General features: G+C 69.2%; 21 protein-coding genes and 1 tRNA gene. 7 read left to right on the top strand and 15 right to left on the bottom strand.

What is annotated here, in order from left to right; genetic code table 11:
* Positions 1-7: 7 nt before the first annotated feature.
* Both ACIQTT_RS12140 and ACIQTT_RS12145 read left to right on the top strand, forming a co-directional pair.
* Positions 8-925 (top strand): peptidyl-prolyl cis-trans isomerase, encoded by a 918-nt coding sequence (locus ACIQTT_RS12140; protein ID WP_402790124.1) that lies wholly within the window; start codon positions 8-10, stop codon positions 923-925.
* Positions 926-976: 51 nt separating this feature from the next.
* On the top strand, positions 977-4288 hold the full coding sequence (locus tag ACIQTT_RS12145) for a discoidin domain-containing protein (protein ID WP_402790126.1): 3312 nt from the start codon (positions 977-979) through the stop codon (positions 4286-4288).
* Between the two features lie 133 nt (positions 4289-4421).
* Here ACIQTT_RS12145 and ACIQTT_RS12150 read toward each other — a convergent pair whose 3' ends face one another.
* The 3 genes from ACIQTT_RS12150 to ACIQTT_RS12160 all read right to left on the bottom strand — a co-directional run bounded on the left by ACIQTT_RS12150 (position 4422) and on the right by ACIQTT_RS12160 (position 5968).
* Positions 4422-4547 (bottom strand): hypothetical protein, encoded by a 126-nt coding sequence (locus tag ACIQTT_RS12150; protein ID WP_402790129.1) that lies wholly within the window; start codon positions 4545-4547, stop codon positions 4422-4424.
* Positions 4548-4667: 120 nt separating this feature from the next.
* Positions 4668-5273 (bottom strand): HD domain-containing protein, encoded by a 606-nt coding sequence (locus ACIQTT_RS12155; RefSeq protein ID WP_402790132.1) that lies wholly within the window; start codon positions 5271-5273, stop codon positions 4668-4670.
* Between the two features lie 41 nt (positions 5274-5314).
* On the bottom strand, positions 5315-5968 hold the full coding sequence (locus tag ACIQTT_RS12160) for an alpha/beta fold hydrolase (RefSeq protein WP_402790135.1): 654 nt from the start codon (positions 5966-5968) through the stop codon (positions 5315-5317).
* Between the two features lie 86 nt (positions 5969-6054).
* Here ACIQTT_RS12160 and ACIQTT_RS12165 point away from each other — a divergent pair, with 86 nt between their 5' ends.
* Entirely contained in the window at positions 6055-6681 is a 627-nt protein-coding gene (locus ACIQTT_RS12165; RefSeq protein ID WP_402790138.1) for a DUF1684 domain-containing protein, read from the top strand.
* 77 nt (positions 6682-6758) lie between these two features.
* On the opposite strand, the gene ACIQTT_RS12170 is transcribed toward ACIQTT_RS12165, so the two are convergent.
* The 3 genes from ACIQTT_RS12170 to ACIQTT_RS12180 form a co-directional block, all read right to left on the bottom strand.
* Entirely contained in the window at positions 6759-7784 is a 1026-nt protein-coding gene (locus ACIQTT_RS12170; protein ID WP_402790141.1) for a YbhN family protein, read from the bottom strand.
* Between the two features lie 59 nt (positions 7785-7843).
* Positions 7844-8665, bottom strand: a complete 822-nt coding sequence (locus ACIQTT_RS12175; RefSeq protein WP_402790143.1) for a glycosyltransferase — start codon at positions 8663-8665, stop codon at positions 7844-7846.
* Between the two features lie 268 nt (positions 8666-8933).
* On the bottom strand, positions 8934-10292 hold the full coding sequence (locus tag ACIQTT_RS12180; RefSeq protein ID WP_402790146.1) for an MFS transporter: 1359 nt from the start codon (positions 10290-10292) through the stop codon (positions 8934-8936).
* Positions 10293-10611: 319 nt separating this feature from the next.
* On the opposite strand from ACIQTT_RS12180, the gene ACIQTT_RS12185 reads away from it, so the two are divergent.
* Positions 10612-11037 (top strand): sigma factor-like helix-turn-helix DNA-binding protein, encoded by a 426-nt coding sequence (locus ACIQTT_RS12185; protein ID WP_402790149.1) that lies wholly within the window; start codon positions 10612-10614, stop codon positions 11035-11037.
* A 58-nt stretch (positions 11038-11095) separates the two neighbouring features.
* Here ACIQTT_RS12185 and ACIQTT_RS12190 read toward each other — a convergent pair whose 3' ends face one another.
* From ACIQTT_RS12190 to ACIQTT_RS12215, 6 genes are all read right to left on the bottom strand, one after another.
* Complete coding sequence (locus tag ACIQTT_RS12190) at positions 11096-12019, bottom strand: DUF1295 domain-containing protein (protein WP_402790152.1); 924 nt, start codon at positions 12017-12019, stop codon at positions 11096-11098.
* A gap of 17 nt (positions 12020-12036) precedes the next feature.
* The gene (locus tag ACIQTT_RS12195; protein WP_402790155.1) at positions 12037-13887 is read right to left on the bottom strand and encodes an AMP-dependent synthetase/ligase; all 1851 of its coding nucleotides are present in this window, start codon (positions 13885-13887) and stop codon (positions 12037-12039) included.
* 145 nt (positions 13888-14032) lie between these two features.
* Positions 14033-14818: an SDR family oxidoreductase gene (locus ACIQTT_RS12200; RefSeq protein ID WP_402790158.1), complete on the bottom strand. Its 786-nt coding sequence runs from the start codon at positions 14816-14818 to the stop codon at positions 14033-14035.
* Between the two features lie 31 nt (positions 14819-14849).
* The gene (locus ACIQTT_RS12205; protein WP_402790161.1) at positions 14850-15608 is read right to left on the bottom strand and encodes an SDR family NAD(P)-dependent oxidoreductase; all 759 of its coding nucleotides are present in this window, start codon (positions 15606-15608) and stop codon (positions 14850-14852) included.
* Positions 15605-16225 carry a TetR/AcrR family transcriptional regulator gene (locus ACIQTT_RS12210; RefSeq protein WP_402790164.1) on the bottom strand — a complete coding sequence of 207 codons (621 nt, stop codon included), beginning with the start codon at positions 16223-16225 and terminating at the stop codon, positions 15605-15607. The genes ACIQTT_RS12205 and ACIQTT_RS12210 overlap by 4 nt, the downstream gene beginning before the upstream one ends.
* A 56-nt stretch (positions 16226-16281) precedes the next feature.
* The gene (locus ACIQTT_RS12215) at positions 16282-16812 is read right to left on the bottom strand and encodes a helix-turn-helix domain-containing protein (RefSeq protein WP_402790167.1); all 531 of its coding nucleotides are present in this window, start codon (positions 16810-16812) and stop codon (positions 16282-16284) included.
* A gap of 110 nt (positions 16813-16922) precedes the next feature.
* Here ACIQTT_RS12215 and ACIQTT_RS12220 point away from each other — a divergent pair, with 110 nt between their 5' ends.
* The gene (locus ACIQTT_RS12220) at positions 16923-18062 is read left to right on the top strand and encodes a zinc-binding alcohol dehydrogenase family protein (protein WP_402790170.1); all 1140 of its coding nucleotides are present in this window, start codon (positions 16923-16925) and stop codon (positions 18060-18062) included.
* Positions 18063-18118: 56 nt separating this feature from the next.
* On the opposite strand, the gene ACIQTT_RS12225 is transcribed toward ACIQTT_RS12220, so the two are convergent.
* The 3 genes from ACIQTT_RS12225 to ACIQTT_RS12235 form a co-directional block, all read right to left on the bottom strand.
* Positions 18119-18192, bottom strand: a tRNA-Gly gene (locus tag ACIQTT_RS12225).
* 102 nt (positions 18193-18294) lie between these two features.
* Positions 18295-18657, bottom strand: coding sequence for a hypothetical protein (locus tag ACIQTT_RS12230; protein ID WP_402790173.1), 363 nt, complete (start codon positions 18655-18657; stop codon positions 18295-18297).
* Between the two features lie 190 nt (positions 18658-18847).
* Positions 18848-19237 (bottom strand): hypothetical protein, encoded by a 390-nt coding sequence (locus ACIQTT_RS12235; RefSeq protein WP_402790176.1) that lies wholly within the window; start codon positions 19235-19237, stop codon positions 18848-18850.
* Between the two features lie 144 nt (positions 19238-19381).
* Between ACIQTT_RS12235 and dcd the strand changes: the two genes are divergently transcribed.
* Positions 19382-19987 (top strand): dCTP deaminase, encoded by a 606-nt coding sequence (gene dcd, locus ACIQTT_RS12240; protein WP_400442821.1) that lies wholly within the window; start codon positions 19382-19384, stop codon positions 19985-19987.
* 1 nt (position 19988) lies between these two features.
* Positions 19989-21071, top strand: coding sequence for a hypothetical protein (locus ACIQTT_RS12245; protein WP_402790179.1), 1083 nt, complete (start codon positions 19989-19991; stop codon positions 21069-21071).
* The last annotated feature ends 90 nt before the right edge of the window (positions 21072-21161 follow it).

Consider the following 21161-nt stretch of genomic DNA (forward strand, 5'->3'; position numbering starts at 1 on the left):
AGACAGCGTGGACAGACGGCAGCATCGGCGGCGACTCGCCGCCTGGGGGGCGGGTGTGCTCGGTCTCGCGGCGGTCGCCGCGGTGGCGATTCCGCTGGCCGTGTCATCGCCGGCCCGCGCCGAGATCGACGGGATCGTGCTCACCGACGACGAGCTCGCCATCGGCATCGATCGTGCCGGCCGCGCAGCCGAGCAGGCCGGCGGTGATGACGCCGCCGTGCGCGCGGCGGCGATCGACTCCCTCCGTGACGACGTGGCGCTCCTCGAGATCGCCCGCGAGGTCGGCGTGACCGACCTCGAGCGCCCGGCCGACATCCTCGATGCGCTCGACGAGGTCAACGCCGCCCGCGCCGAGGCGCAGCGAACGGGCGAGGTCGTCTACGGCCCGATCTCTTACAGCGCCCGCACGTTCTACTCCAAGAGCCTCACCGACATCCGGGAGGCGACCGCCCGCGCGCTCCTCTCGTCCGATGACCCGCGCTTCGCCGTCGGCGACGACGAGGTGCGCGAGCGCTTCGATGCCGAATCGTCGGAGTGGGCATCCGCCGCGACGACTCACACCCTCACCCGCTTCCGCACCGACGAGGCCGACCCGGCCGCCGCGCAGGCGATCCTCGAACGCACCCTGGCCACGGGCGACACCGCCGACGTGCAGGTCGAGACGATCACCGTCGCCGATGCCGAGCTCGTCGACGGCCTGTGGAACCCCGAGACCGCCGCCGCGATCCGCGCCGCCGACATCGGCGGAACGGCGGGTCCCGAAACCTCGCGATCCGGCTGGGCGGTCTATCGCGTCGACGCCCGAGAGGTCGACACCGAGGCCGCTTACGAGCGCTATCGCGAGCGCATCCGCAGCGTCCTGCTCGACGAGAAGCTCACCGCGGCGATCGCCGAGGCCCGGGCCCACCAGAACGTCTCCGACTGACGGCCCCTGCCGTCCTGCCCTCCGCAGCAACCTCCGAAGAAGGGACCCGCAATGACACGACACCGCTCCCCGAGACATCGAGGCCGGCGCTTCGGCGCTTTCGCCCTCACGAGCATCCTCGCGACGACTGCCCTCGTCGGCGTCGCCGCGGCCCCCGCCGTCGCCGACGTCGCCGACACCGGTTGGGCAGGAGCCACGGCCAACCCCTACGGCGGCACCGACTACTTCCTCGACGCCACGGGCGGTGACGACGCGGCATCCGGAACCTCCGAGGCGACCGCCTGGAAGTCGCTCGCCAAGGCCAACGACACCACCTTCCTCCCCGGCGACCGCATCCTGCTCAAGGGCGGCGAGACCTGGAGCGACCAGCAGCTCTGGCCCAAGGGCTCGGGCGAGGCGGGCAAGCCCATCGTCATCGACGCCTACGGCGACCCCGCAGACGGCCTGCCCTACATCGCCACCAACGGCAACGTGCCCAGCCCCTTCACCTCGGGCACGACCAAGAACGTCCAGACCGTCGGGCTCACCGGCGCCGTGAACCTGCGCAACCAGGAGTACGTGCACATCGCGAACCTGGAGCTCAGCAACGACGACGACTTCGCCACCGACATCACGCGCGGCTCCTACGTGCGCGATGGTGTCTCGGTGTCGATCAACGCCGATCTGCTCCCCGCCGGTGCCGACACGATCATGGACGGCATCGTGATCCGCGACCTCCACGTACACGACATCGACGGTCCGAGCATCTGGCAGCGCATCCACTACGGCGGCGTGAACTTCCAGGTGTTCGGCTCGCAGCAGTACGGCGCGTACGCGACGGGCGGCCACTACTTCCGCGACATCGAGATCGTGAACAACACGTTCGAGCGCGTCGAGCTGCACGCCATCCAGTTCGGCTTCAACTGGTTCGGAGACCAGGTCGGATACAACGACGAGACCGGCAAGTTCCACGAGGGCTGGGAGCAGCTCTGGGTACGCGACCGCGACCTCTACAGCCGCAACGTGCACATCGCCCACAACTACGCCGAGAGCATCGGCCAGGGGCCGTACCAGTTCGCGAACACCAAGAACCTGCTCGCCGAGTACAACGAGGCGAACGGGTGGCTGCAGCGCTACGAGCAGGTCTCGGCCGGTCTGTACCTCTGGGCGGGCGCCGAGTCGGTCATGCGGTTCAACGAGATCTACGACGGGCCGGCGAACCAGTACGACGCCACTCCCTGGGACCTCGAGTTCACCAACTTCGACGTGACCTACGAGTACAACTACTCGCACGACAACAAGGGCGGCTGGATGGCCTACATGGGCAACAGCGGCAACTCCGTCGCCCGGTACAACCTCAGCGTCAACGACAACGGCGTGATCTGGAAGAACATGCTGTCGAGCAACTACTCGCCGACGTACGTGCTCAACAACGTGTTCGTCTACGACGGGTCGATCCTCGAATCGGTGCACGACGAGGTGCTGAAGGACCGCGTCTACTTCGCGAACAACATCTTCTACAACACCTCCACGACCGACACGACCACGTGGGCGGCGAAGCCGGGCGGCCTCGACCGTGCGGTGTTCTCCAACAACGCCTACTACGAGGCGAGCGGCGAGTACTCGACGCAGCAGCCGAAGGACGACCGGGCCGTCGTCGGTGACCCGCTCTTCGTCGGTGACCCCGCCGACTATGCGCAGGGCGCCGGTGTCGAGAACATCCGGCAGTCGGCGAGCATCTTCCGCCTCGACGACGCCTCGCCGCTCGTCGACGCCGGGCGCTACAACGAGCGCATCGGCGAGTTCGACTTCTTCGGCGACCCCTCGTACCGCGGGGACGCCCCCGACATCGGACTGCACGAGACGGCGAACGGCCCGGTGGTGACGAACCCCGTCGACGACGACCCGATCGAGGAGGAGGGCGTCGACACGCGTGTCGACCTGGCCCTCGGCAAGACCGCGACGGCGAGCTCGACGCATCCGCACCAGAACTTCGTGCTCTCGGCCGACAAGCTCGTCGACGGCGACCCGACCACCCGCTGGGCGGCCGCGGACGACGCCACGTTCCCGCTGACGATCGACATCGACTTCGGTGCCGAGACCGCCTTCGACGAGGTCGTGCTCGACGAGTTCACCGACTCGGGCACGGGGCTGCGCGTGATGGACTTCACCCTGCAGAGCTGGAACGCCGACACCGAGCAGTGGGAGGCGTTCGTCACCCGCGACTCGGGCATCGGCCGCGATGCCGTGATCGACGGCTTCGGCACGGTCACCTCGTCGAAGCTGCGCCTCTCGATCACGAGCATGCGGTCCGGCGAGATCTACAAGCCCACGCTCACGCGCATCTCGGTCTACCGCAATGCCGACGACTCCCAGCCGGTCGTCACGCCCGCGATCGGCGTGTTCGACCGCAACCCCGCGCAGGCCGACAACCCGAACAACGCGGTGGAGTTCACCGCGGATGCCGATGGCGCCACGCTCGACGCGATCCGCTATGTCACGACCTCGGGAGCGGTCGTCGGATCGCTCGACGCCGACGACTACACCGTCACCGCAGGGGCAGATGGCGTCAGCGTGTACCGGCTGACTCCGGCCTTCTATGCCGACAAGATGCTCGGGACGTCCGGGCTGATCTTCGAGTTCAGTGCGGGCACCCCCGTGCGCGTCACGGTGGAGATCGTCGACACGAGCGAGATCGAGGCGCTGATCTCCGAGGGCGATGCGCTCGCCGCATCGGTGTCGGATGCCGCTCTCGATGCGGCCCTCGACGATGCTCGGGCGCTCGTCGCGAAGGTGAACCGCACCACCCCCGGCTCCGGCAATGCGGAGGTCAGCCAGGTGGAGGTGGAAGAGGTCGCGGGAGTGCTCTCGACCGCGATCGCCGAGGTGGATCCGGGCGAGGGCGAGACCCCCGCGCGGAGCATCTCGCTGGAGGGCGGTGCGCTGCGGATCGGCGTGCCGACGACGATCGACATCGCAGGATTCGTCGCGGGTGAGGAGGTCGAGCTGGTGCTGCACTCCGAGCCCGTCCTCCTCGCCACCCTCACGATCGGTGAGGACGGAACGGCCCGCGCGGTCGTCACCGTGCCCGACTCGGTCGACGTCGGAGAGCACACGCTCACCGCCACCGGCCCCTCGGGGCTCGCGTCGCTCGCGGTCACCGTCGCGGCGGCCCCGGCCGAGGGTGGGTCGGACGGCGGGTCGGACGGTGACCCCGCCGGTGGAGCCGCTGTGGCCGGCCCCGATGGGCTGGCGTCGACCGGCTCCGATTTCCCCGTGGTGCCCGTCGGCATCGCCGCAGCGCTTCTCCTCGCGCTCGGCGTGCTGATGGTGTGGCGTCGTCGGTCCGTCCTGGCCGACGCGTCGGAGGCGGATGCCTCGTGACCTGAGGGGATGAAAGAGGGGCGGGGTCGTGGGTGCGACCCCGCCCCTGTCATTCCCGCACACTGCTGAGGGGTCAAGACACGCCGCAATCGCGCTCGCGCGCGCGGCGTGTCTTGACCCCTCAGCGCCGGGATCAGTCCTTGTCGGGCTCTTCCGGCGCGCCGCCAGAGGCCGTGTCGGCCTCCTCGTCGGCGCCGGGCGTGCCCTGCGTGTTCTGGTGGTCGTCGTCGTGCAGGTCGTTGCTCACGGGATCGCTCATGTCGTCCTCTTTCCGTCGGGAGTTCGACGGTACGTCTCGTCGAGAGCGCCGCGGAGGGGGTTGACGTCGCTCCGCTCGGCGCCCCCCGTGGTCGAGGGGTGGCTCCGAGGGGTCGACACCTCACCCGATCCGTTCGAGCGGGTTGTTGCGCAGCTTGTCGACCACTCCGCCGTCGACGAGTCGGAGGGCCGCGGTGTGCGGCTTGCGCCGGGCCTGGTCGACGACGCCCGCGCCGAACTCCTCGGCGAGATCGAGGCGCGGGTAGGCGTCGAGCACCTCCCGCACGAAGTCCGCCGGGAGGGCATCGGGGCGGGCGCCCGAGATGTCGAGGCCCGTCGCGATCTCGAGCAGGTGACCCTCGATGTCGAACGCCGGGTCGACCGAGGGCCAGTTGTGTCGGATGATCACGTCGAGAGCACGATCGCTGCGCTCCGCCGACCATCCCGCGCCCGCCGTCAGCGCCACGGCCACATGTCCGCCCGCTTCCTCGTAGGAGAGGGAGGCGTTGTCGAAGGCGGGAACGATGCCGATGTCGTGCAGCAGGGCCGAGACGTAGAGCAGTTCGTGATCGATCTCGTCGCGGCCCTCGAGGAGCGCGAATCCCTCGGCCCACAGCCAGGACCGCACCACGTGATTGAGCAGCGACGGCGAGTGGTACCGGGTCGCGATGTCGCGGGCGGCGACGGCGGCGGGAGACGACGGAGGAGTGAGATCGGCGAGGCGCATGTTCGTATCCTTGCGCGCCTCGCCCGAAAACGACGAGTCGTTCACGTCACCTCGCGCGAGAAACGGTCGAGCGCGGCGGCGACCTCGGCGGGGTGGGTGAGTGCCGCGTAGTGCCCGCCGGGCACCTCGACCGCGTCGGTTCCCAGTCGCTCGCGGATGACCCGACGCATGAACGGTGCGGGGAAGAAGTTGTCGTCGGTGCACACGATCCCGATGGTGGGGATCGCGGGCAGGTGCTCGCCGGGCCACGGCTTCGACAGCCACGCGCCCTGCTGATCCCGCTCGCGTCGACGCGCTTCGTCGGCGAGCTCCCGTGGCACCCCGTTGTAGAACGAGACCTCGGGATCGTCGTCGATGCTCTCGCGGTCGTGGCCGGTGTTCGTCCACCAGTCCATGAAGGTCTCACCCGGCTGCGGGATCATCGCCGAGAAGTAGACGAGTCCGTCGGCACCGAGCGCCTCCGCGGCGAGGGGCGCCGTGAAGCCGCCCAGCGAATGGCCGACGACGATCGTGTGTTCGCGAGGGCCCACGGCATCGCGCACCGTGCGCACGTAGTCGGAGAGCTCGGCATCCGCTCGCTCGGTCGGCAGGTCGACCGTCACCGCCTCGTGCCCGGTGCGTTCGAGGTGCGGCGCGACCAGGTGCCAGTCCCAGCCCGTCGATCCGCCGCCGTGGATGAGTGCGAAGGTCGCCATGGGGTCACGGTAGTCCGGCGCGCGGCATCCGCGCCAGGCCTTCCCGATCCTGCCCGGCGGCGGGCGAAGCCCCGTAGCCTGGACGCATGTCGACCACCGCTTCGCGCACCGCCCTCGAGGTCGCCGATTGGCGACGCCGCGTCTTCGCCCTCTACGCCGCCGTGCGCGAGGCGGATTCTCCCGAAGACGCCCACGAACTGTGGCGCATCGAGCGCGACGATCTGATGCTGCATCACCCCGCGACCGCGCTGCTCCCCGAGGACCGCGTGATGTTCGAGGGGCTGCCGATCGCGTCGTACGACGCGCAGTGGCGTTTCGAGCTGCCGATCCTCGAGGCCGAGCCCGCGACGTTCGACTTCCCGACCGGCACCGACGGCGTCGTGCCCTTCGAGCGCATCGGTCGGGTCGAGGTGCCCGATGCCGGTTCGCTCGACGTGTGGCGGTTGACGACGTACGGCGGCGGGCTCTTCATCCCGGTGCGCGATGCGCTCGCCGGCAAGCCCGGCGGCACCTACGGCGGCGGCCGCTACCTCGTCGACACGATCAAGGGCGCCGACCTCGGATCGGATGCCGCGGGCGGAACGCTCGTGCTCGACTTCAACTTCGCGTACAACCCGTCGTGCGCCTACGACCCGGCGTGGGCCTGCCCGCTCGCCCAGCCCGGCAACGTGCTCCCCGTCGCGGTGCCGGTGGGGGAGATGTACGCGGGCTGAGTGGCGGCCGGTCGCGACGGCGGCCGGTCGCGACGTCGACAGCGGAATCGTCGAGTCTGTCGGCGCGTCCCTCCTGCTCAGACCTGCGCCCGAGCGGACCGCAGCGCCGGGGCTCCGGCGGTGGCGACGCTGTGCTGGTAGAAGCCCCACCCGAACACGATCGTGCCGAGCAGCTGGACGACTCGCACGACGACCACCGCGGCGATGACGCCGCCGCCGCTCATGCCGCCGGCGAACAGGGTTCCGACCAGGACGACCTCGTACCCGCCGACGCCGTTGGGGGTGAGGATCACGATGCTTGCGAGGGTCGCCATTCCGTAGGCCACGAACAGGAGTGCGGGGTCTGCGCGGATGTCGAACGCGGCGAGTCCGACCCACAGGATTCCCGCGTCGAGCACGTTGACGACGAAGGACCACAGGAGCGGCGTGAGGAGCGCGCGAGGCCGGCGGGCGACATCGCGGAGTTCGAGGTGGAGCCCGTCGAAGAAGCGCACGAGCGCCACCGTGCCGATGGGGGGCGGCTTTCGGAAGACCCGAGCCGCGCGTGCGGCCGTCTGCGAGATCACCCCCGCGAAGCGGTGCAGGAGGCGGCGACGTCGAAGCAGGACGATCGTCCCGATGATCGCGACGATGGCGAGGAACGCGATCAGGGCGGCGAGCCACAGGACGTCCGAGCGCCCGCGCCCCTCCAGGATGAGGGCGAGCGCGGCCGCCGCCAGGAGGCAGACGAAGGACACGAACGTGACGCCGAATCGGACGAGTTGAGCGAGCGTCCCGCGACTGGCGGCGACGCCGAGCGTCGAGAGCTTCCAGGTCGTGTACGCGACGCCGGCGGCGCCGGCCGACGGCAGCATGTGGTTGGCGAAGTTGAACTCGAGAGACATCCGCATGGCGGCGAGAGGGCCCACACGCGCGATCTCGTCGCGCGAGCGGAGGAAGGAGTAGAGAACCTCGCCCGTGACGGCGAAGCTCGCCAGTTGCACCGGGACGAGGAGCGCCAGCACCCAGAGGTTCACGGTCGCGAGGGACCCGATCGCCTCGATCACCTGCGGCCACGCACTCCAGATGATGCCGCCCACCACCACGACGGTCGCGGCGCTCACCCAGAACCTGCCGGATCGATACCACGGCGTGCCGGCGCCGCGGGGGATGCTCCCGTCCGTCACGTCCGACTCCCGCTGGTGAGCGGTGATACCCAGCGCTGGGGATTGCCGACTCCGTGGCGTGCGAGCGTGAGGCCGTCGGAGAGGTAGTACTGGCGCAGCTTCTCGCGTTGGATCGAGCGGAAGAGACGCGCTTTCACGAGGAGCCCGGGGTCGTGCCGCAGGGTGTGTCCGGCGCGCAGCAGGGCGATGGTGACATCCAGGTCGTCCGTGACGCGCAGGTCATCCGTGCCGGTCAGGTGCCGAGCGCTCTCCCACGCCGTGCGCCGGAACGCGCAGTTGAATCCGTAGAGCATCGGCTGCACTCCGATGCTCCGCTGATGCCATGCCCGGAATCCGCGATACCACCAGCGGAACCAGAGGCGGTCGCCGGGGGAGAGTTCGGAGATCGCGGCATCGCCCCCGATGGCATCCAGGTCGGGTTCGTGGGCGAATCGATCGCGGATCCGATGGAGCCAGTCAGGGGCCACCTCCGAATCCGCATCGATCCGGGCGATGACGTCTCCTCGGGCCGCGTCGAAACCGGTCGATCGCGCGAAAGTGATCCCTCGACGCGGCTCCTGGACGACCCTGACGCGGTCGAACGCCCGCGCGAGAGGCACGGTGCGATCCGAGCATCCGTTGTCGACGATGACGATCTCCTCGGGAGGATCCGGCGTTCGCGACAGGGCGTGGAGGCAGCGAGCGATCGTCAGCTCCTCATTCAGGGCGGGGATCACGACCGAGACGGTCGGCAGATCGTCGGTGCGGGGCGACAGCACGATTCGTGTACCTCTCGGGAGGGCGACGGGTGTGGATACGTCGACGCGTGGAGCGTCCACCGCTGGATGCTACGCATCTCCGTGCGGGATCGCACACCCCCCGAGAGGGTAAATTTCTCACCTGTGATCGGGTATTTCAATGGCCTTCCGGTATGCCGATCGAGGCAGTCATGACGGGACGGCGCGCATGCGCCGCCAGAGCGCCCTCCCCCCGATCGCCCAGCAGAATATCGGCCCGGTGGAGCCTGCCGGCGCCGCCGGGTGGGAGAAGCGCGGAGGCGGTGTGCGGCGCCTCCGATTCGGTGCGATCACTCAGGTTGAGCGGCTCTCACTTCGTGACGAGCGACCCGTCCGTCGTGTCGGTGGGGGCCGCGGCATCCGCCCGGTGCAGCGTCTCGGGCAGCACCGAGATGCCGATGAGTCCGATCACGCTGAGACCCACGAGATAACCGGCGACCAGCCAGGGCGCGCCCCCGGAAAGGCCGACCAGTGCGGTGGCGACCAGGGGTGCCGTGCCGCCGACGAGGGCGGCGGGGATCTCGCGCGAGATCGCGATGCCGCTCCAGCGCATGCGGGTGGGGAAGAGCTCTGCGAGCATGGCGGCGCTCACCCCGATCGTCGCCCCCTGCACGATCGCGAGGCCGAGGATGAGCCCCAGAGCGACGAGAACCGAGTTCTCGGTCTGGAACAGCATGAACATGGGGAACGCGAACGCGATCGCGAAGATCGCCGCCCCGATGAGCACCGGCTTGCGGCCGATGCGATCGGCGAGTCGCCCGAACCCGAGGGTCGCCGGGATCGTGAGCAGCTCGGCGACGATGAGGCCGATGAGGGCGTGCGTGGGGTTCACCGAGAGCGTGCCGGTCGTGTACGAGATCGAGAACGTCTGCACGACGTAGACCCACGGCAGGGCGAACGCGAACAGTGCCATGCCGGCGAGGAGCGTGCGCCAGTGCGAGCGCACCGCCGTGACCAGCGGCGCACGCGTCACCTCGCCGTCGCGCTCGGCGGCCTCGAACGCAGCGGTCTCCTTCACGCGCAGGCGGAAGTACAGCGCGAACGCCACGATCACGATGCTCGCGATGAACGGGATGCGCCATCCCCACGCCTGGAACTGCTCGACGGGCAGCAGGCTGATGAGCGCGAAGGTGGCAGTGGCGAGCGCCATGCCGACGTAGACGGATGCTCCGGGGAAGCCCGCGATGAAGGCGCGGTTGCGCGTGTCGGACGATTCGCTCGCCATCGTCATCGCGCCCGCGAACTCGGCCCCCGCTCCGGCGCCCTGGAAGAGGCGCAGGACGATCAGCAGGATCGGTGCCCAGATGCCGATCGTCTCGGCCGTCGGCAGCAGGCCGATGAGGGTCGTCGCGATGCCCATCATGAGGAGCGTCGCGAGGAGGGTTCCCTTGCGGCCGATCCGGTCACCGAAGTGCGCGAACACGAGGCCGCCGATCGGGCGGGCGCCGAAACCGACGGCGAACGTCGCGAACGCACCCAGCAGACCGGCGAAGTCGCCGCCGCCCGGGAAGAACAGCGGCGCGAAGACCAGAGCCGATGCGAGCCCGTAGAGAGTGAAGTCGTACCACTCGATGATGGTTCCGACCGAGCTTCCGATGACGGCCCGACGGCGTTGTGCGCGCGGGTCCAGTCCGGGGCGATCGATGTCGTCGGCGATGTCGATGTCCATGGCACTCCTGTGTGTCGAGGTGGTGGTGCGCGCGCCGAGGTCATCGGTGGGCGGGCGAACCTCACCCAGGCTAGGCAGGTCGTCCGGAGGTCTTCATGTGCGCAGGGCACAGGGTCGGATGCTCGGAATGAACGGTCCGCACATAGAGGTGTCGTGCGTCGCGGGCGTCGACGGGACGCCGTCGACGCCCGTAGCGGAAAAGGAGCGTCGAAGCAATGGCTCACTGCGGAATGCCTCGGAGTGGAACCATCGGATCATGGATGCGGTGGCCTCGACTCTTGTCCCCCGGGGATGTGACGAGGCGAGCCTGCGCGTGCTGATGGATCGGACGGCCCGCGGAGACCAGGAGGCCTTCGCCGAGGTCTACGACCGCACCTCTGCGCAGGTGCTCCGGCTCATCCACGACGTCGTCAGCGAGCGGGCGGCTACGGAGGAGATTCTGCAGGCCGCGTACCTCGCCGTCTGGCGATGTGCGGGCGAAGGTGCGATCGTCGCCGGATCCGTTCTCGGGTGGATCGCGGAGATCGCGCACGAGCGGGCGGTGGACCGCTACGACAGCGGCATCCTGCGCACTCTGCCGAAGGAGCAGCGCGAATGCGTCGCGCTCGCGAGGTATTTCGGACTCTCCCCGCAGGAGATCGCCGCGGCGACCGCCACCGCGCTCCCGATCGTGCGCGCGCTGACGCGGGCGGCGCTCACGAACCTCCGCCCGGCTCCGACGCGCATCACCGACATCGCCAGCTGACACCGCCCACGACGGCCGTGCCCGCCCGTGGGCGGGCGCGCACCCGCGGGCGAGGGGGTCACACCGTCGTCACGCGTTCCCGCGGCCGCGTGAGCCGCGGGATCAGCACGGGAGTGGTGTCGCGGTAGGCGATGTAGTCGTCGCGGTCGCCCCACTTCTTCTCGGCCCGTGCCTCGAGCAGCGGGATGCCGCTCACCCGCGTGAGCAGCAGGATCACGAACAGCGGTGAGAGCAGAGCGACCCACTGCCACCCGGTGAGCACGGGCGCGGCGGTGACGAAGACACCGACCCAGATCACGATCTCGCCGAAGTAGTTGGGGTGGCGCGAGCGGGACCAGAGCCCGGTGCGGATGAACTCGTCGCGGTTGCCCGGGTCCTTCCGGAACGCCGACTTCTGCGCGTCGGCGACGACCTCGATCACCATGCCGATCGCCCACACGACGACGCCGACGATGCTCAGCCATCCGAGGGGCGGCCGGGCCGCGGCATCCGTGCTGATCGCGATCCACGCGGCCGCCGCCGTCAACGACACCCACGCCCCCTGGATCACCCACACCTGCAGGAAGCGCACCGGGGAGCCCTTGATCTCGTCGAATCGGCCATCCGATCCGGCCTTGTGCACGCGCAGGGCGAGGAAGGATCCGAGGCGGATCGCCCACAGCATCACCATCCCGGCGAGGATCCAGCTGCGCGCGTCGGGCATCGGCGTCAGCAGCACGAGTGCTGCCGAGATCGCGAAGAAGGTGAGGCTGCCGGTGAGATCGAAGAACCGCTCGGTGCGCAGCAGCATCGCGGGGATGAAGGCGATGATCTGGATCGCGAACGCGGCGGCGACGGCGAGGGCGAACAGCGGGATGCCGCCGAGCGTCGCGCCGTTCTGGCTGCCGGCGAGGGCCACGAGCGCGCCGATGACGAGGGCGGCCGCGATCGCGATGAGGGAGGAGCGGGAGGACTTGGTGTTCGAGGGCGTCGGTGACGACATGGCGTTCTTTCCGTTTCTCAGAGGTACAGGTCGTTCACGGTCACGGCCGCGCGGTCCAGCACGACGCTCCGCTTGAGCTTCATGGTCGGCGTGACCAGCTCGCGGTCGTCGAGGTCGGCGAGCACGACGCTGAAGCGGCGCACCTGCTCGCTGCGCGCGACGAGCGCGTTGGCGGCGTCGACGGCGCGCTGCAGGTGTGCATGCAGCGCCGGGTCGCTCACCGCGCGGATGTCGGCATGCGGGCCGGCGGGGAAGGTCACGCCCTCGGCGGATGCCCAGGCGTGCGTCTGCTCGGGGTCGAGCACGAGCAGAGCCGAGAGGTAGGGCTTGCCCTCGCCGACCATCACCGCGTGCGAGACCAGCGGATCGGCCTCGACGGACCGCTCCCATCGGGTGGGCACGATCGTCTTGCCGTTCGAGGTGACGATGACCTCCTTGAGCCGGCCGTCGAGGATCAGCCGACCCTGGTCGTCGAGTCGCCCGAGGTCTCCCGTGCGGAAGAATCCGTCGACGAAGGCATCCGCGTTGTGCGCCGGGTTGCGATAGCCGTCGAACACGCCGATGCCGCGCGCGAGCACCTCGCCGTCGTCGCTGATGCGCACGGTCAGTCCGGGCAGGGGCTGGCCGACGCTGCCCGAGGAGATGAGGCCCGGGAGGTTGCCGGTGAGGGGTGCCGTCGTCTCGGTCAGCCCGTACCCCTCGATGACGGGCACGCCGAGGCCGCGGAAGAAGAGCGAGAGCTCGGGATCGAGCGCGGCACCACCCGAGAGGATGTATCCGACCCGACCGCCCATCACACTGCGCAGGCGGCGGAAGAAGAGGGCGTCGAAGAAGCGGTGTCGCAGGCGGAGTCCTCGGCGATTCGGGATCCTGCGTCCCGCGTCGATGCGCTCGGCGCGGCGGCCCCAGGCGACGGCCGTCTCGTGAGCCTTCGCCCAGACGCGGCCGAGACCCTTGTCGGCCGCCTTGGTGGCGGCGGCCGCCTGGATCTTCTCGAGCACCCGCGGCACGACGACCAGGAACGTCGGGCGGAGGGTGTCGAGGGTGGCCACGACGGTCGACGGATCAGAGAGGTGAGCGATGCGCATGCCGCTGGCCAGGCAGATCAGCTGGAGTCCGCGCGCCAGCACGTGCGCGAGCGGCAGGAAGATGACGGTGTTGCCGTTCTCGTTCACGATCTCGCGGTACGCGGCGGCGATGTTGAGCACCTGGCCGAGGAAGTTCCGATGCGTGAGCACGACGCCCTTGGGCTCGCCCGTGGTGCCCGAGGTGTAGACGATGGTCGCGGGGTCGGTCTGCGCGGCGTTCGTCCTGCGCGCCTCGACCTCTTCGTCGGCGACGTCGGCGCCCAGCGCGACCAGGTCGTCGAGGGTTCCGGATGCCGCGGCAGTCGGCTCGGAATCGCCCAGGGTGTCGGCATCCATCGTCCACGCGCCCAGCGTCGGTTCGTCGGCCTGCGTGAGCGCCGCCCGCAGGAGCTCGGTGTGCTGCAGGGTGCCGCCGATCGCCAGACGCACGCCGGCGTCGGCGACGATCGCGTTCACCTGCGAGGGCGACGACGTCTCGTAGATCGGCACGACTACGGCGCCGGCGAACCACGCGGCGAGGTCGGCGACGGCCCACTCGTAGCGCGTCGGCGCCATGATCGCGATCGGGTCGCCGGTGCGGATGCCGCGGGCGATGAACCCCTTCGCCAGGGCGCGCACCTGGTTTGCGAACTCCCGGGTGGTGACGGGCTGCCAGCCGCCGTCCCGGTCCACCTCGAAGGCGATGTGGTCGGGGGCGGCCGTTTCGCGCCGGGCCAGCAGGTCGGTGACGTTGCGGTAGCCGTCGAGGGCTGCGAGCGGTGGGGTCGACGACTCGATCATGGGGAGGTCCTCTCGTCGTGCGGGCGCGCGCGAGTCGCCCATCTGCTCCTGTTCGGAGCCGGAGGGGATCCGGATGGGAAGAGAAAACCCCCGGGCGTGTCCGGGGGTTTCTCGTGCAGGGGTGGGAGGCTCGACCGGCCGAGCGTCAGACCAGGTCGGGGCGTCGGATGCTCTCGGCTCCGCCGTCGACGAAGACGATCTGTCCCGTCACGTACACGTTCTCCTCGCTGGTGAGCCAGGCGAGCAGGTTCGCCACGGCGAGGGGATCCGCGGCAGGACCGCCGAACGGAGCCGGCGCTCCCGCGTCCAGCGCGGCGCGGCCCTCCTCCGTCTCCAGGGCGGCGGCCGTCATCGGGGTGAGGATCACGCCGGGAGCGACGGCATTGAGCGCGATGCCCGCACGCGCCCAGTCCGCGGAGGCGGCCGTCCGCCGAACCCACCGCGCGATCGAGAGCTTCGAGGTCGTGTAGAGCACGCTCGATCCCGTGGCGTTCGCGGTGGCGCCGAGGGAGTCCGCGTGGGCGAGGGCATCCGCTTCGGTTCCGGTCTCGATGATCTCGAGCAACCGATCGTCGATCTCCTCGAGCGCGGCGAGAGACGACACGACGGCGGCGCGCGGGTTCTCCGCGGCGGCGAGCAGGGGGCGCAGCCCCTCCAGGGTGGCCACGGCGCCGTAGTGGTTCACCGCGACGGTCACCGGACGCGGGACCACGAGGCCGGCGACGGCCAGCACGCCGTGGAGAACTCCTCCGCTGAGCTCGGTGGCGCGACGGACGAGCTCGTCGCGGCCCTCGGCCGTCGACAGGTCGGCCTCGATGTCGGCATCCTTCAGGTCCACGCCGATGACGCGGTGCCCGCGTTCGGACAGCGTCGCGGCCGTGACCTTTCCGATGCCCGATGCGGAGCCGGTGACGAGGTAGGTGCGGGTCATGTCGTTTCCTCTCTGTGGGTGGCGCACTCGATCAGAGCGCGAGGAGGCCGCCGTCGACGACCAGTTCGGTGCCCGTGATGAACGAGGACTCGTCGGAGGCGAGGAAGATCACCGCATCGGAGACCTCCTTCATCTCGGCGATGCGGTGCATCGGAACGGAGGCGTAGAAGCCCTCCATGAACTCCGGGCCGAGCTGCTCGACGAGAGCCTGCGTCAACGGCGTGCGTACCGCCCCGGGGTGCACGGAGTTCACGCGGATACCCTTCTGCGCGTACTCGATGGCGACCTGCTTCGACATGCCGCGGACGGCGAACTTCGCGGCGACGTAGGCGATGTTCACCCCGGGGGCCGCCGCCATTCCCGCAGCGGAGGAGATGTTGACGATCGAGCCGCCGTCGTGGTCGAGCATGTGCGGCAGCACGGAGCGGATGCCGTGGAATGTGCCGTTCAGGTCGATGTCGATGGTTCGGTGCCACTCCTCATCGGAGATCTCCGTCGTCGAGGTCGCGCTGCCCGACACGCCCGCGTTGTTGACGAGGACGTTGACGGGTCCGAATCTCTCGGCTCCGAGTCGGATCGCCTCGCGCCACGTCGCGGGCTCGGTGACGTTCAACGCGACGGCCAGTGCGGATTCGCCGAGCCGGGCCGCGAGAGCTCGCGCCCCATCGAGGTCGATGTCGCCGAGGATCACCTTCGCGCCGTGCGCGACGAAGTGCTCGGCGTGGGCGGCGCCCATCCCTCCTGCGGCGCCGCTGATGAGGGCGACTTTGCCCGCGAGCCTGTCGGTCATGAGTGTGTTCCTTTCGAAGAGGGATCTTCGGTTTCTCCGACGAGCCACGTGGGCATCGCGGCGATGAGCCGGTCGGTCATCACGTCAGGGGGAACGGGGCGGTCCGCCCGGAGCCAGTCGCGCAGAAGGGTGATGGCTCCACCGGCGATGAAGCGCGCATGCCCACTGTGGTCCAGCGCGGCCGGTGGCGGATCGTCGAGGAAGTCCATGGATCTGAGCACCGCCCGGGCGAAGGCATCCACGAGTGCGTCCGCGGACTGCGTCGACAGGTGCCCGTCGAGGGCGGCGCGGTACATGTCACGCTTCTCGTGCACGAAGACGATCAGGCGGGAGGCCGCCCGGCGGGCAATGGCCCTCACATCGTCGGCGCCGGTCGCCCGATCGACCACGTCGCCCTCGCTGATCGCGGAGAACTCCCGCACGAGCATGGTCAGGGCGAGATCGTCCAGGCCGGTGAAGTGCATGTAGAACGACGAGCGGCTCACTCCGGAGGTGCTCAACACTTGCGCCAGCGTCACGGCCTCGCCCGCTTCGGCGATGTGCTGGACGGCGTCGAGGAGCGCGTTGCGCGTGCGTGCCGGACGTGGGTCAGTGGCGCGATCGGACCTCGTTGGCATAGTCGAACCCTACGCTTTTGTGGACGAGTGTCCAAAAAATCGAGATCATCCCCCTGTCACTCGGTGATCCACCCCTGCATATCGGTCCACACCATCGTCAGGGCGCCTTCCAGCGAGAGGTCGGCGGGACCCTCCAGCCATCGGTCCATCGCGAGATCGAAACAGGTCACGGCGAGCGCGGCCAGTGCGTGCGCGTGCTCGGAGTCGATTGCGCGTTCGGTCAGGGACTGCTCGATGGCGCGTGCGAGGTGATGGCTGCGCAGAAGATCACGCTCGTGAAGCGCGGGTTCGCTGTGGATGATGCCGCGTCGGCGAGCGATCTGTTCTCGCCAGTTCTGGATGCCTCGGCAGGCGGCGGCAAGGCCTGAGCGCACGGTGGACACTCCGCCCTGTTCTTGCGGGATGGACGCCATGAAGTCGCTCACCGCCTGAGGGAACTCGCGATCCCGGAGGAACAGCACGTCGCGCTTGTCGGAGAAGTGGCGGAAGAACGTCCGAGTCGTCAGCCCCGCCGCCTCGGCGATCTGCGGAACCGTGGTTCCCCTGTACCCCTGTTCTGCGAAAAGGGTCATCGCCGCGGCTTCCAACCGCAAGGCGGCGTCCGGTGACCAACGAGGCATAGAGCCATGATGACACGAACTGTCGTAAGGTGGGTCTGATGACATGGGATGTCATCAGACCCGAAGGGTGTACGGCAATGAGTGACAACAGCGCGGCGTGGATCGATTCCCCCTATGCGGATCTGACGATCCGAGATGCTCCGATGCCGAAGCCCGGCGCGGGGCAGCTCTTGGTCGAGGTGCGCGCGGTGGCGGTGAATCCGCTCGATGCGATCATCCAGTCCAACGGCACCGTGATGTACGGGTGGTTGCTCTACCCGGTGATCCTCGGGGAGGACGTCGCCGGCGTCGTCGTCGGAACCGGCGCCGACGCGAACGATTTCGCCGTCGGCGACCGCGTCGTGGCGTATGCCATGGGCTTGGAGAAGGGGCGGGATGCCGTTTCCGAGAGTGGCTTCCAGGCCTACGTCGTGGTCGATGCCCGCCTGGCCGTCGCTCTGCCGGCCGCGACGACGTTCGAGGATGCTGCGGTCCTGCCGTTGGCGGTATCCACCGCGGCGGCAGGCCTGTTCGAGAAGGACCAGCTGGGATTGGACTTCTCCCGTCTCGCAGACGCGGCACCCCGCGACGACGTCGTCGTGATCTGGGGTGGGGCGACGGCGGTCGGAGGAAATGCGATCCAGCTCGCCCGGGCAGCCGGATATCGGGTCATCACGACAGCCTCGAAGAAGAACCACGAGCGGATGAGGCGGTTGGGGGCGGAAGCCGTCTTCGACTATCGCGATCCCGCGGTGGCGGCTCGGATCGTCGACGAGATCGGCGACTCCGCCGTGGCGGGAGTCCTCGCCATCGCGGTGGGGTCGGCCGAACCGTGTCTGAGGATCGCGCGTGCCACCGGCGCCACGCGTATCGCGATGGCGAGCCCTCCCGTCTCGTTCTACGAACAGCCCCGTCGTCGCGGCTTCTCCCCGGCCCGCATCCGGCTCTTCCTCAAGCTCGGAACGCGAACCGCCCTCCTGCAGGTGCGCAGTCGGGCCCGCGGTATCCGGGCGTCGTTCATCTGGGGGAGCGCCATCGCCACGTCACCCGTAGGACCGGCCGTCTGGGGGGAGTATCTCCCCGGCGCACTCGCTTCGGGCAGCCATCAGCTCTACCCCGAAGCGCGCATCGTCGGAGAAGGCCTTTCGGCGATCCAGGAAGCCATCGACATCCTTCGCTGTGGTGTATCCGCCCAGAAGCTCGTCGTACGCCTCGACCCTGCATCGCCGAGGTCGTGATCGACCCCTGAGAGGGCGTCTGCGGGAGTGGTGCCGGAGCAAGGGAGGACTGCGAGTGGAGGGGCTGACGGGAATCGAACCCGCGCTGTCTGCTTGGGAAGCAGAAGTTCTACCATTGAACTACAGCCCCGCACCCCGCATCCTCGCGGAACGGGGTGACGCCAGCCTACCTGCCGCTCGGCCCGCGACCAAAGCGTTCGCGGCGTCGCATGGATGCGGGGCCGTGCGGCCGTCAGCGCACGGTGATGCTCACCCAGCTGACGAAGCTCGCCGGGACCTTGATCCGCACCTTCCCGTAGTACTGGAACGAACAGGTGCGGGTCGATCCGACTTTCGCGTATCCGCTGCAGAGGGCCGCCCCGTTGAGCGAGGTCACCGAGAATCGCAGTTTCGACCCTGCGGGCAGCGGCGCGGAGATCCGGAACTTGACGCTCTTCTTCGCCATCGTCGTCGTCTGGCACGCGCGCTTGCCGTCGTTGCAGAAGCTTCCGCCGGCGGCATCCGCGGCTTGCGGTACGGCGATCGATCCGCCGGCCAGCAAGAGTGCGGCCAGTGCGAGCGCCTGCCAGCGGCCGGCCTTCTTCTTCGTGAGCATGTGTCTCTCCGGTCTTCTACTGTGGGGGATTGCGGGGCTCGGCGAGCCCGTCGACTGTGTGACGTTGCCGGACGAGGAATCGGTCGTCGCGTACGGGCATACTTCGGCGCATGCGCGAGGGGACGAACGCAGAGCGCGCCTCCGGCGGACGCCGAAGGCGCGCTCTGTGCTCAGTGCGCCGAGCGAACGATCACGACGTCGCGGAGATCCGGATGCTCCGGCTCTCCTGCTTGCTGATCGTCACCTTGACGTTGCCGCGATGCGACCCGGTCAGGCATTGGCGCGCGCCGCCGTTGACGGTGATCGATCCCGAGCACAGCATCCGACCGCTGTCCGTCTTCACGGTGTAGCGCTGGGAGTGCTTGTTCATCCACGGATCGGTCGCGTTGAAAACGATCAGCCCGTGACGGGCGGTCTTCGTCTTCGAACAGGTCGACGCGTGCGAGGTGCACGTCGTCGAGTTGGTCGTCACCGTCGCGGCGCTCGCAGCCTGCGGCATCGCGACGACTCCTCCGGCCACGAAAAGCGCGGCCAGAGCGAGTCCGACCCAGCGATTCTTCTTGTTCGTCTTCATCGACATGTTTCTTCTCCGGTCATCATTCATTGATGGATGACGCACCCGGGGGAGTGCGTCACAAATCCAGACGATGGAGATTCCCGAATCGGTCGTCGGATACGGGCATACTTCGTCGACGCGAACCACGCGGCAACTAGGCTGGTGCCCGTGCTTCTCAGCGACCGCGACATCAGGGCAGAACTCGCTTCCGGCAAGATCGGGCTCACGCCGCACGACCCGGCGATGGTGCAGCCGTCGAGCGTCGACGTGCGACTCGACCGGTACTTCCGGCTGTTCGACAACCACAAGTACCCCTTCATCGATCCCTCGGTCGATCAGCCCGAGCTCACGCGTCTGATCGAGGTCGCCCCCGACGAGCCCTTCATCCTGCACCCGGGCGAGTTCGCGCTCGGCGCGACGTTCGAGCAGGTCAGCCTGGCCGACGACGTCGCCGCCCGCCTCGAGGGCAAATCGTCGCTCGGCCGCCTCGGCCTCATCACCCACTCGACCGCCGGGTTCATCGATCCGGGATTCACCGGTCACGTCACGCTCGAACTCGCCAACGTCGCGACGCTGCCGATCAAGCTGTGGCCGGGCATGAAGATCGGGCAGCTCTGCTTCTTCCGCCTGACCTCGCCCGCCGAGAACCCCTACGGCTCCGGCCCTTACGGCAACCGGTACCAGGGACAGCGGGGGCCGACGGCATCCCGCTCCTTCCAGAATTTCCATCGCACAGACGTCGGCGTCACAGACGTCGGAGCCCTCGGAGGCTGACATGACCAGCGACAGCACCACCCCGCCCGACCCCGACAAGCGCGAGAACGGCGAGGCGGATGCCGTCGTTCCCCCACCTCCGGCGTTCGACGATGCCGCGGCGGATGCGGTCGTGCCGCCGCCCCCGGTCTTCGACGACGATCGAGCCGCCGTCGTGGTGCCGCCGCCTCCCTCGTTCGACGGACCCCTGACCGGGTCGGTTCCGCCGCTCACGTCGAGCACCGACGATGTGGTCCCGCCGCCTCCCGTGTTCGAGGGCACGACCGGAGACGCCGTGGTGCCGCCGCCTCCTGCATTCGACGGGACCGTCACCGGCGCGGTTGCCCCGGCATCCGAGTCCCTCCGTCGGCGTACGCCGCCGCTCCCTGTCCCGGTGCCCGAACCGGGATCGACGGCACCCGAACCCGACCCCGCCTTCGTCGCGCCGGAGGTGCCGGCATCGGGCGGATACCGCGGCTGGACCGTCGCGATCTTCAGCATCCTGCTGCTGCTGCTCGCCAGCGCGATCGCCCTCGTCATCTACCTCGCGACGAGCACGACGCTGAACATCCCGGGCTTCGACGACGCCTCGTCCGATGACGGCCCGAGCACCGTCGCGACATCGGCGCCGGCGGCCGACGCCGATGCGCTGCCGGGCGTCGGCGTCGTCGCCGGGCAGCCCTGCAGCGACTTCTGCGGCGAGGTCGCCCGTGCCGTCGGAGCCTCGGTGGTCGGGGCCGACGGTGCGGTGAGGTGGGGCATCGCCGAGCCGTGGACGTCTGCGGACGGTGCTGCTGCGGATGCCGTGGAGCAGTCGGTCGGCACGTACTCGTCGTCGGCGGGTTCGCTCGAGTTCACGGTGTGGCGCTTCGACGACGACGCCTCTGCGCTGGCCGGGTTCGAGGCGCAGACGGCGGACCGCGGAGAGCCGGTATCGAGCGACACGGTCTACGGCGACGGTCGCGGCCAGCAGCGCACCTTCAGCGATGCCGAGGGGATGACGATCCTCTGGGTGGTCGCCGACGACGACGGCAATCCGTGGGTGCTGAAGGTCACCGGACCCGACGACGCCACGAACCAGTTCTACCTCGCCCTGCCGATCTGACCCGGTCTCAGCGTTCATAACGCCGGAGAAACGGGACGCGAAGGCCCGGAAACCCCGGATTTCGGGGTTTCGGCCGGCGGTTTTGAGGAG

It is taken from the genome of Microbacterium sp. NPDC090225 (genome assembly GCF_044772365.1).
Lineage (GTDB): Bacteria > Actinomycetota > Actinomycetes > Actinomycetales > Microbacteriaceae > Microbacterium.

What these genes read in the sequence shown, in the direction of transcription:
- ACIQTT_RS12145 (WP_402790126.1), top strand. Translation starts at nt 977, where the DNA reads ATGACACGACACCGCTCCCCGAGACATCGAGGCCGGCGCTTCGGCGCT.
- ACIQTT_RS12150 (WP_402790129.1), bottom strand. Translation starts at nt 4,547, where the DNA reads ATGAGCGATCCCGTGAGCAACGACCTGCACGACGACGACCACCAGAAC.
- ACIQTT_RS12155 (WP_402790132.1), bottom strand. Translation starts at nt 5,273, where the DNA reads ATGCGCCTCGCCGATCTCACTCCTCCGTCGTCTCCCGCCGCCGTCGCC.
- ACIQTT_RS12160 (WP_402790135.1), bottom strand. Translation starts at nt 5,968, where the DNA reads ATGGCGACCTTCGCACTCATCCACGGCGGCGGATCGACGGGCTGGGAC.
- ACIQTT_RS12165 (WP_402790138.1), top strand. Translation starts at nt 6,055, where the DNA reads ATGTCGACCACCGCTTCGCGCACCGCCCTCGAGGTCGCCGATTGGCGA.
- ACIQTT_RS12180 (WP_402790146.1), bottom strand. Translation starts at nt 10,292, where the DNA reads ATGGACATCGACATCGCCGACGACATCGATCGCCCCGGACTGGACCCG.
- ACIQTT_RS12185 (WP_402790149.1), top strand. Translation starts at nt 10,612, where the DNA reads ATGGATCGGACGGCCCGCGGAGACCAGGAGGCCTTCGCCGAGGTCTAC.
- ACIQTT_RS12190 (WP_402790152.1), bottom strand. Translation starts at nt 12,019, where the DNA reads ATGTCGTCACCGACGCCCTCGAACACCAAGTCCTCCCGCTCCTCCCTC.
- ACIQTT_RS12195 (WP_402790155.1), bottom strand. Translation starts at nt 13,887, where the DNA reads ATGATCGAGTCGTCGACCCCACCGCTCGCAGCCCTCGACGGCTACCGC.
- ACIQTT_RS12200 (WP_402790158.1), bottom strand. Translation starts at nt 14,818, where the DNA reads ATGACCCGCACCTACCTCGTCACCGGCTCCGCATCGGGCATCGGAAAG.
- ACIQTT_RS12205 (WP_402790161.1), bottom strand. Translation starts at nt 15,608, where the DNA reads ATGACCGACAGGCTCGCGGGCAAAGTCGCCCTCATCAGCGGCGCCGCA.
- ACIQTT_RS12210 (WP_402790164.1), bottom strand. Translation starts at nt 16,225, where the DNA reads ATGCCAACGAGGTCCGATCGCGCCACTGACCCACGTCCGGCACGCACG.
- ACIQTT_RS12220 (WP_402790170.1), top strand. Translation starts at nt 16,923, where the DNA reads ATGAGTGACAACAGCGCGGCGTGGATCGATTCCCCCTATGCGGATCTG.
- ACIQTT_RS12230 (WP_402790173.1), bottom strand. Translation starts at nt 18,657, where the DNA reads ATGCTCACGAAGAAGAAGGCCGGCCGCTGGCAGGCGCTCGCACTGGCC.
- ACIQTT_RS12235 (WP_402790176.1), bottom strand. Translation starts at nt 19,237, where the DNA reads ATGTCGATGAAGACGAACAAGAAGAATCGCTGGGTCGGACTCGCTCTG.
- ACIQTT_RS12245 (WP_402790179.1), top strand. Translation starts at nt 19,989, where the DNA reads ATGACCAGCGACAGCACCACCCCGCCCGACCCCGACAAGCGCGAGAAC.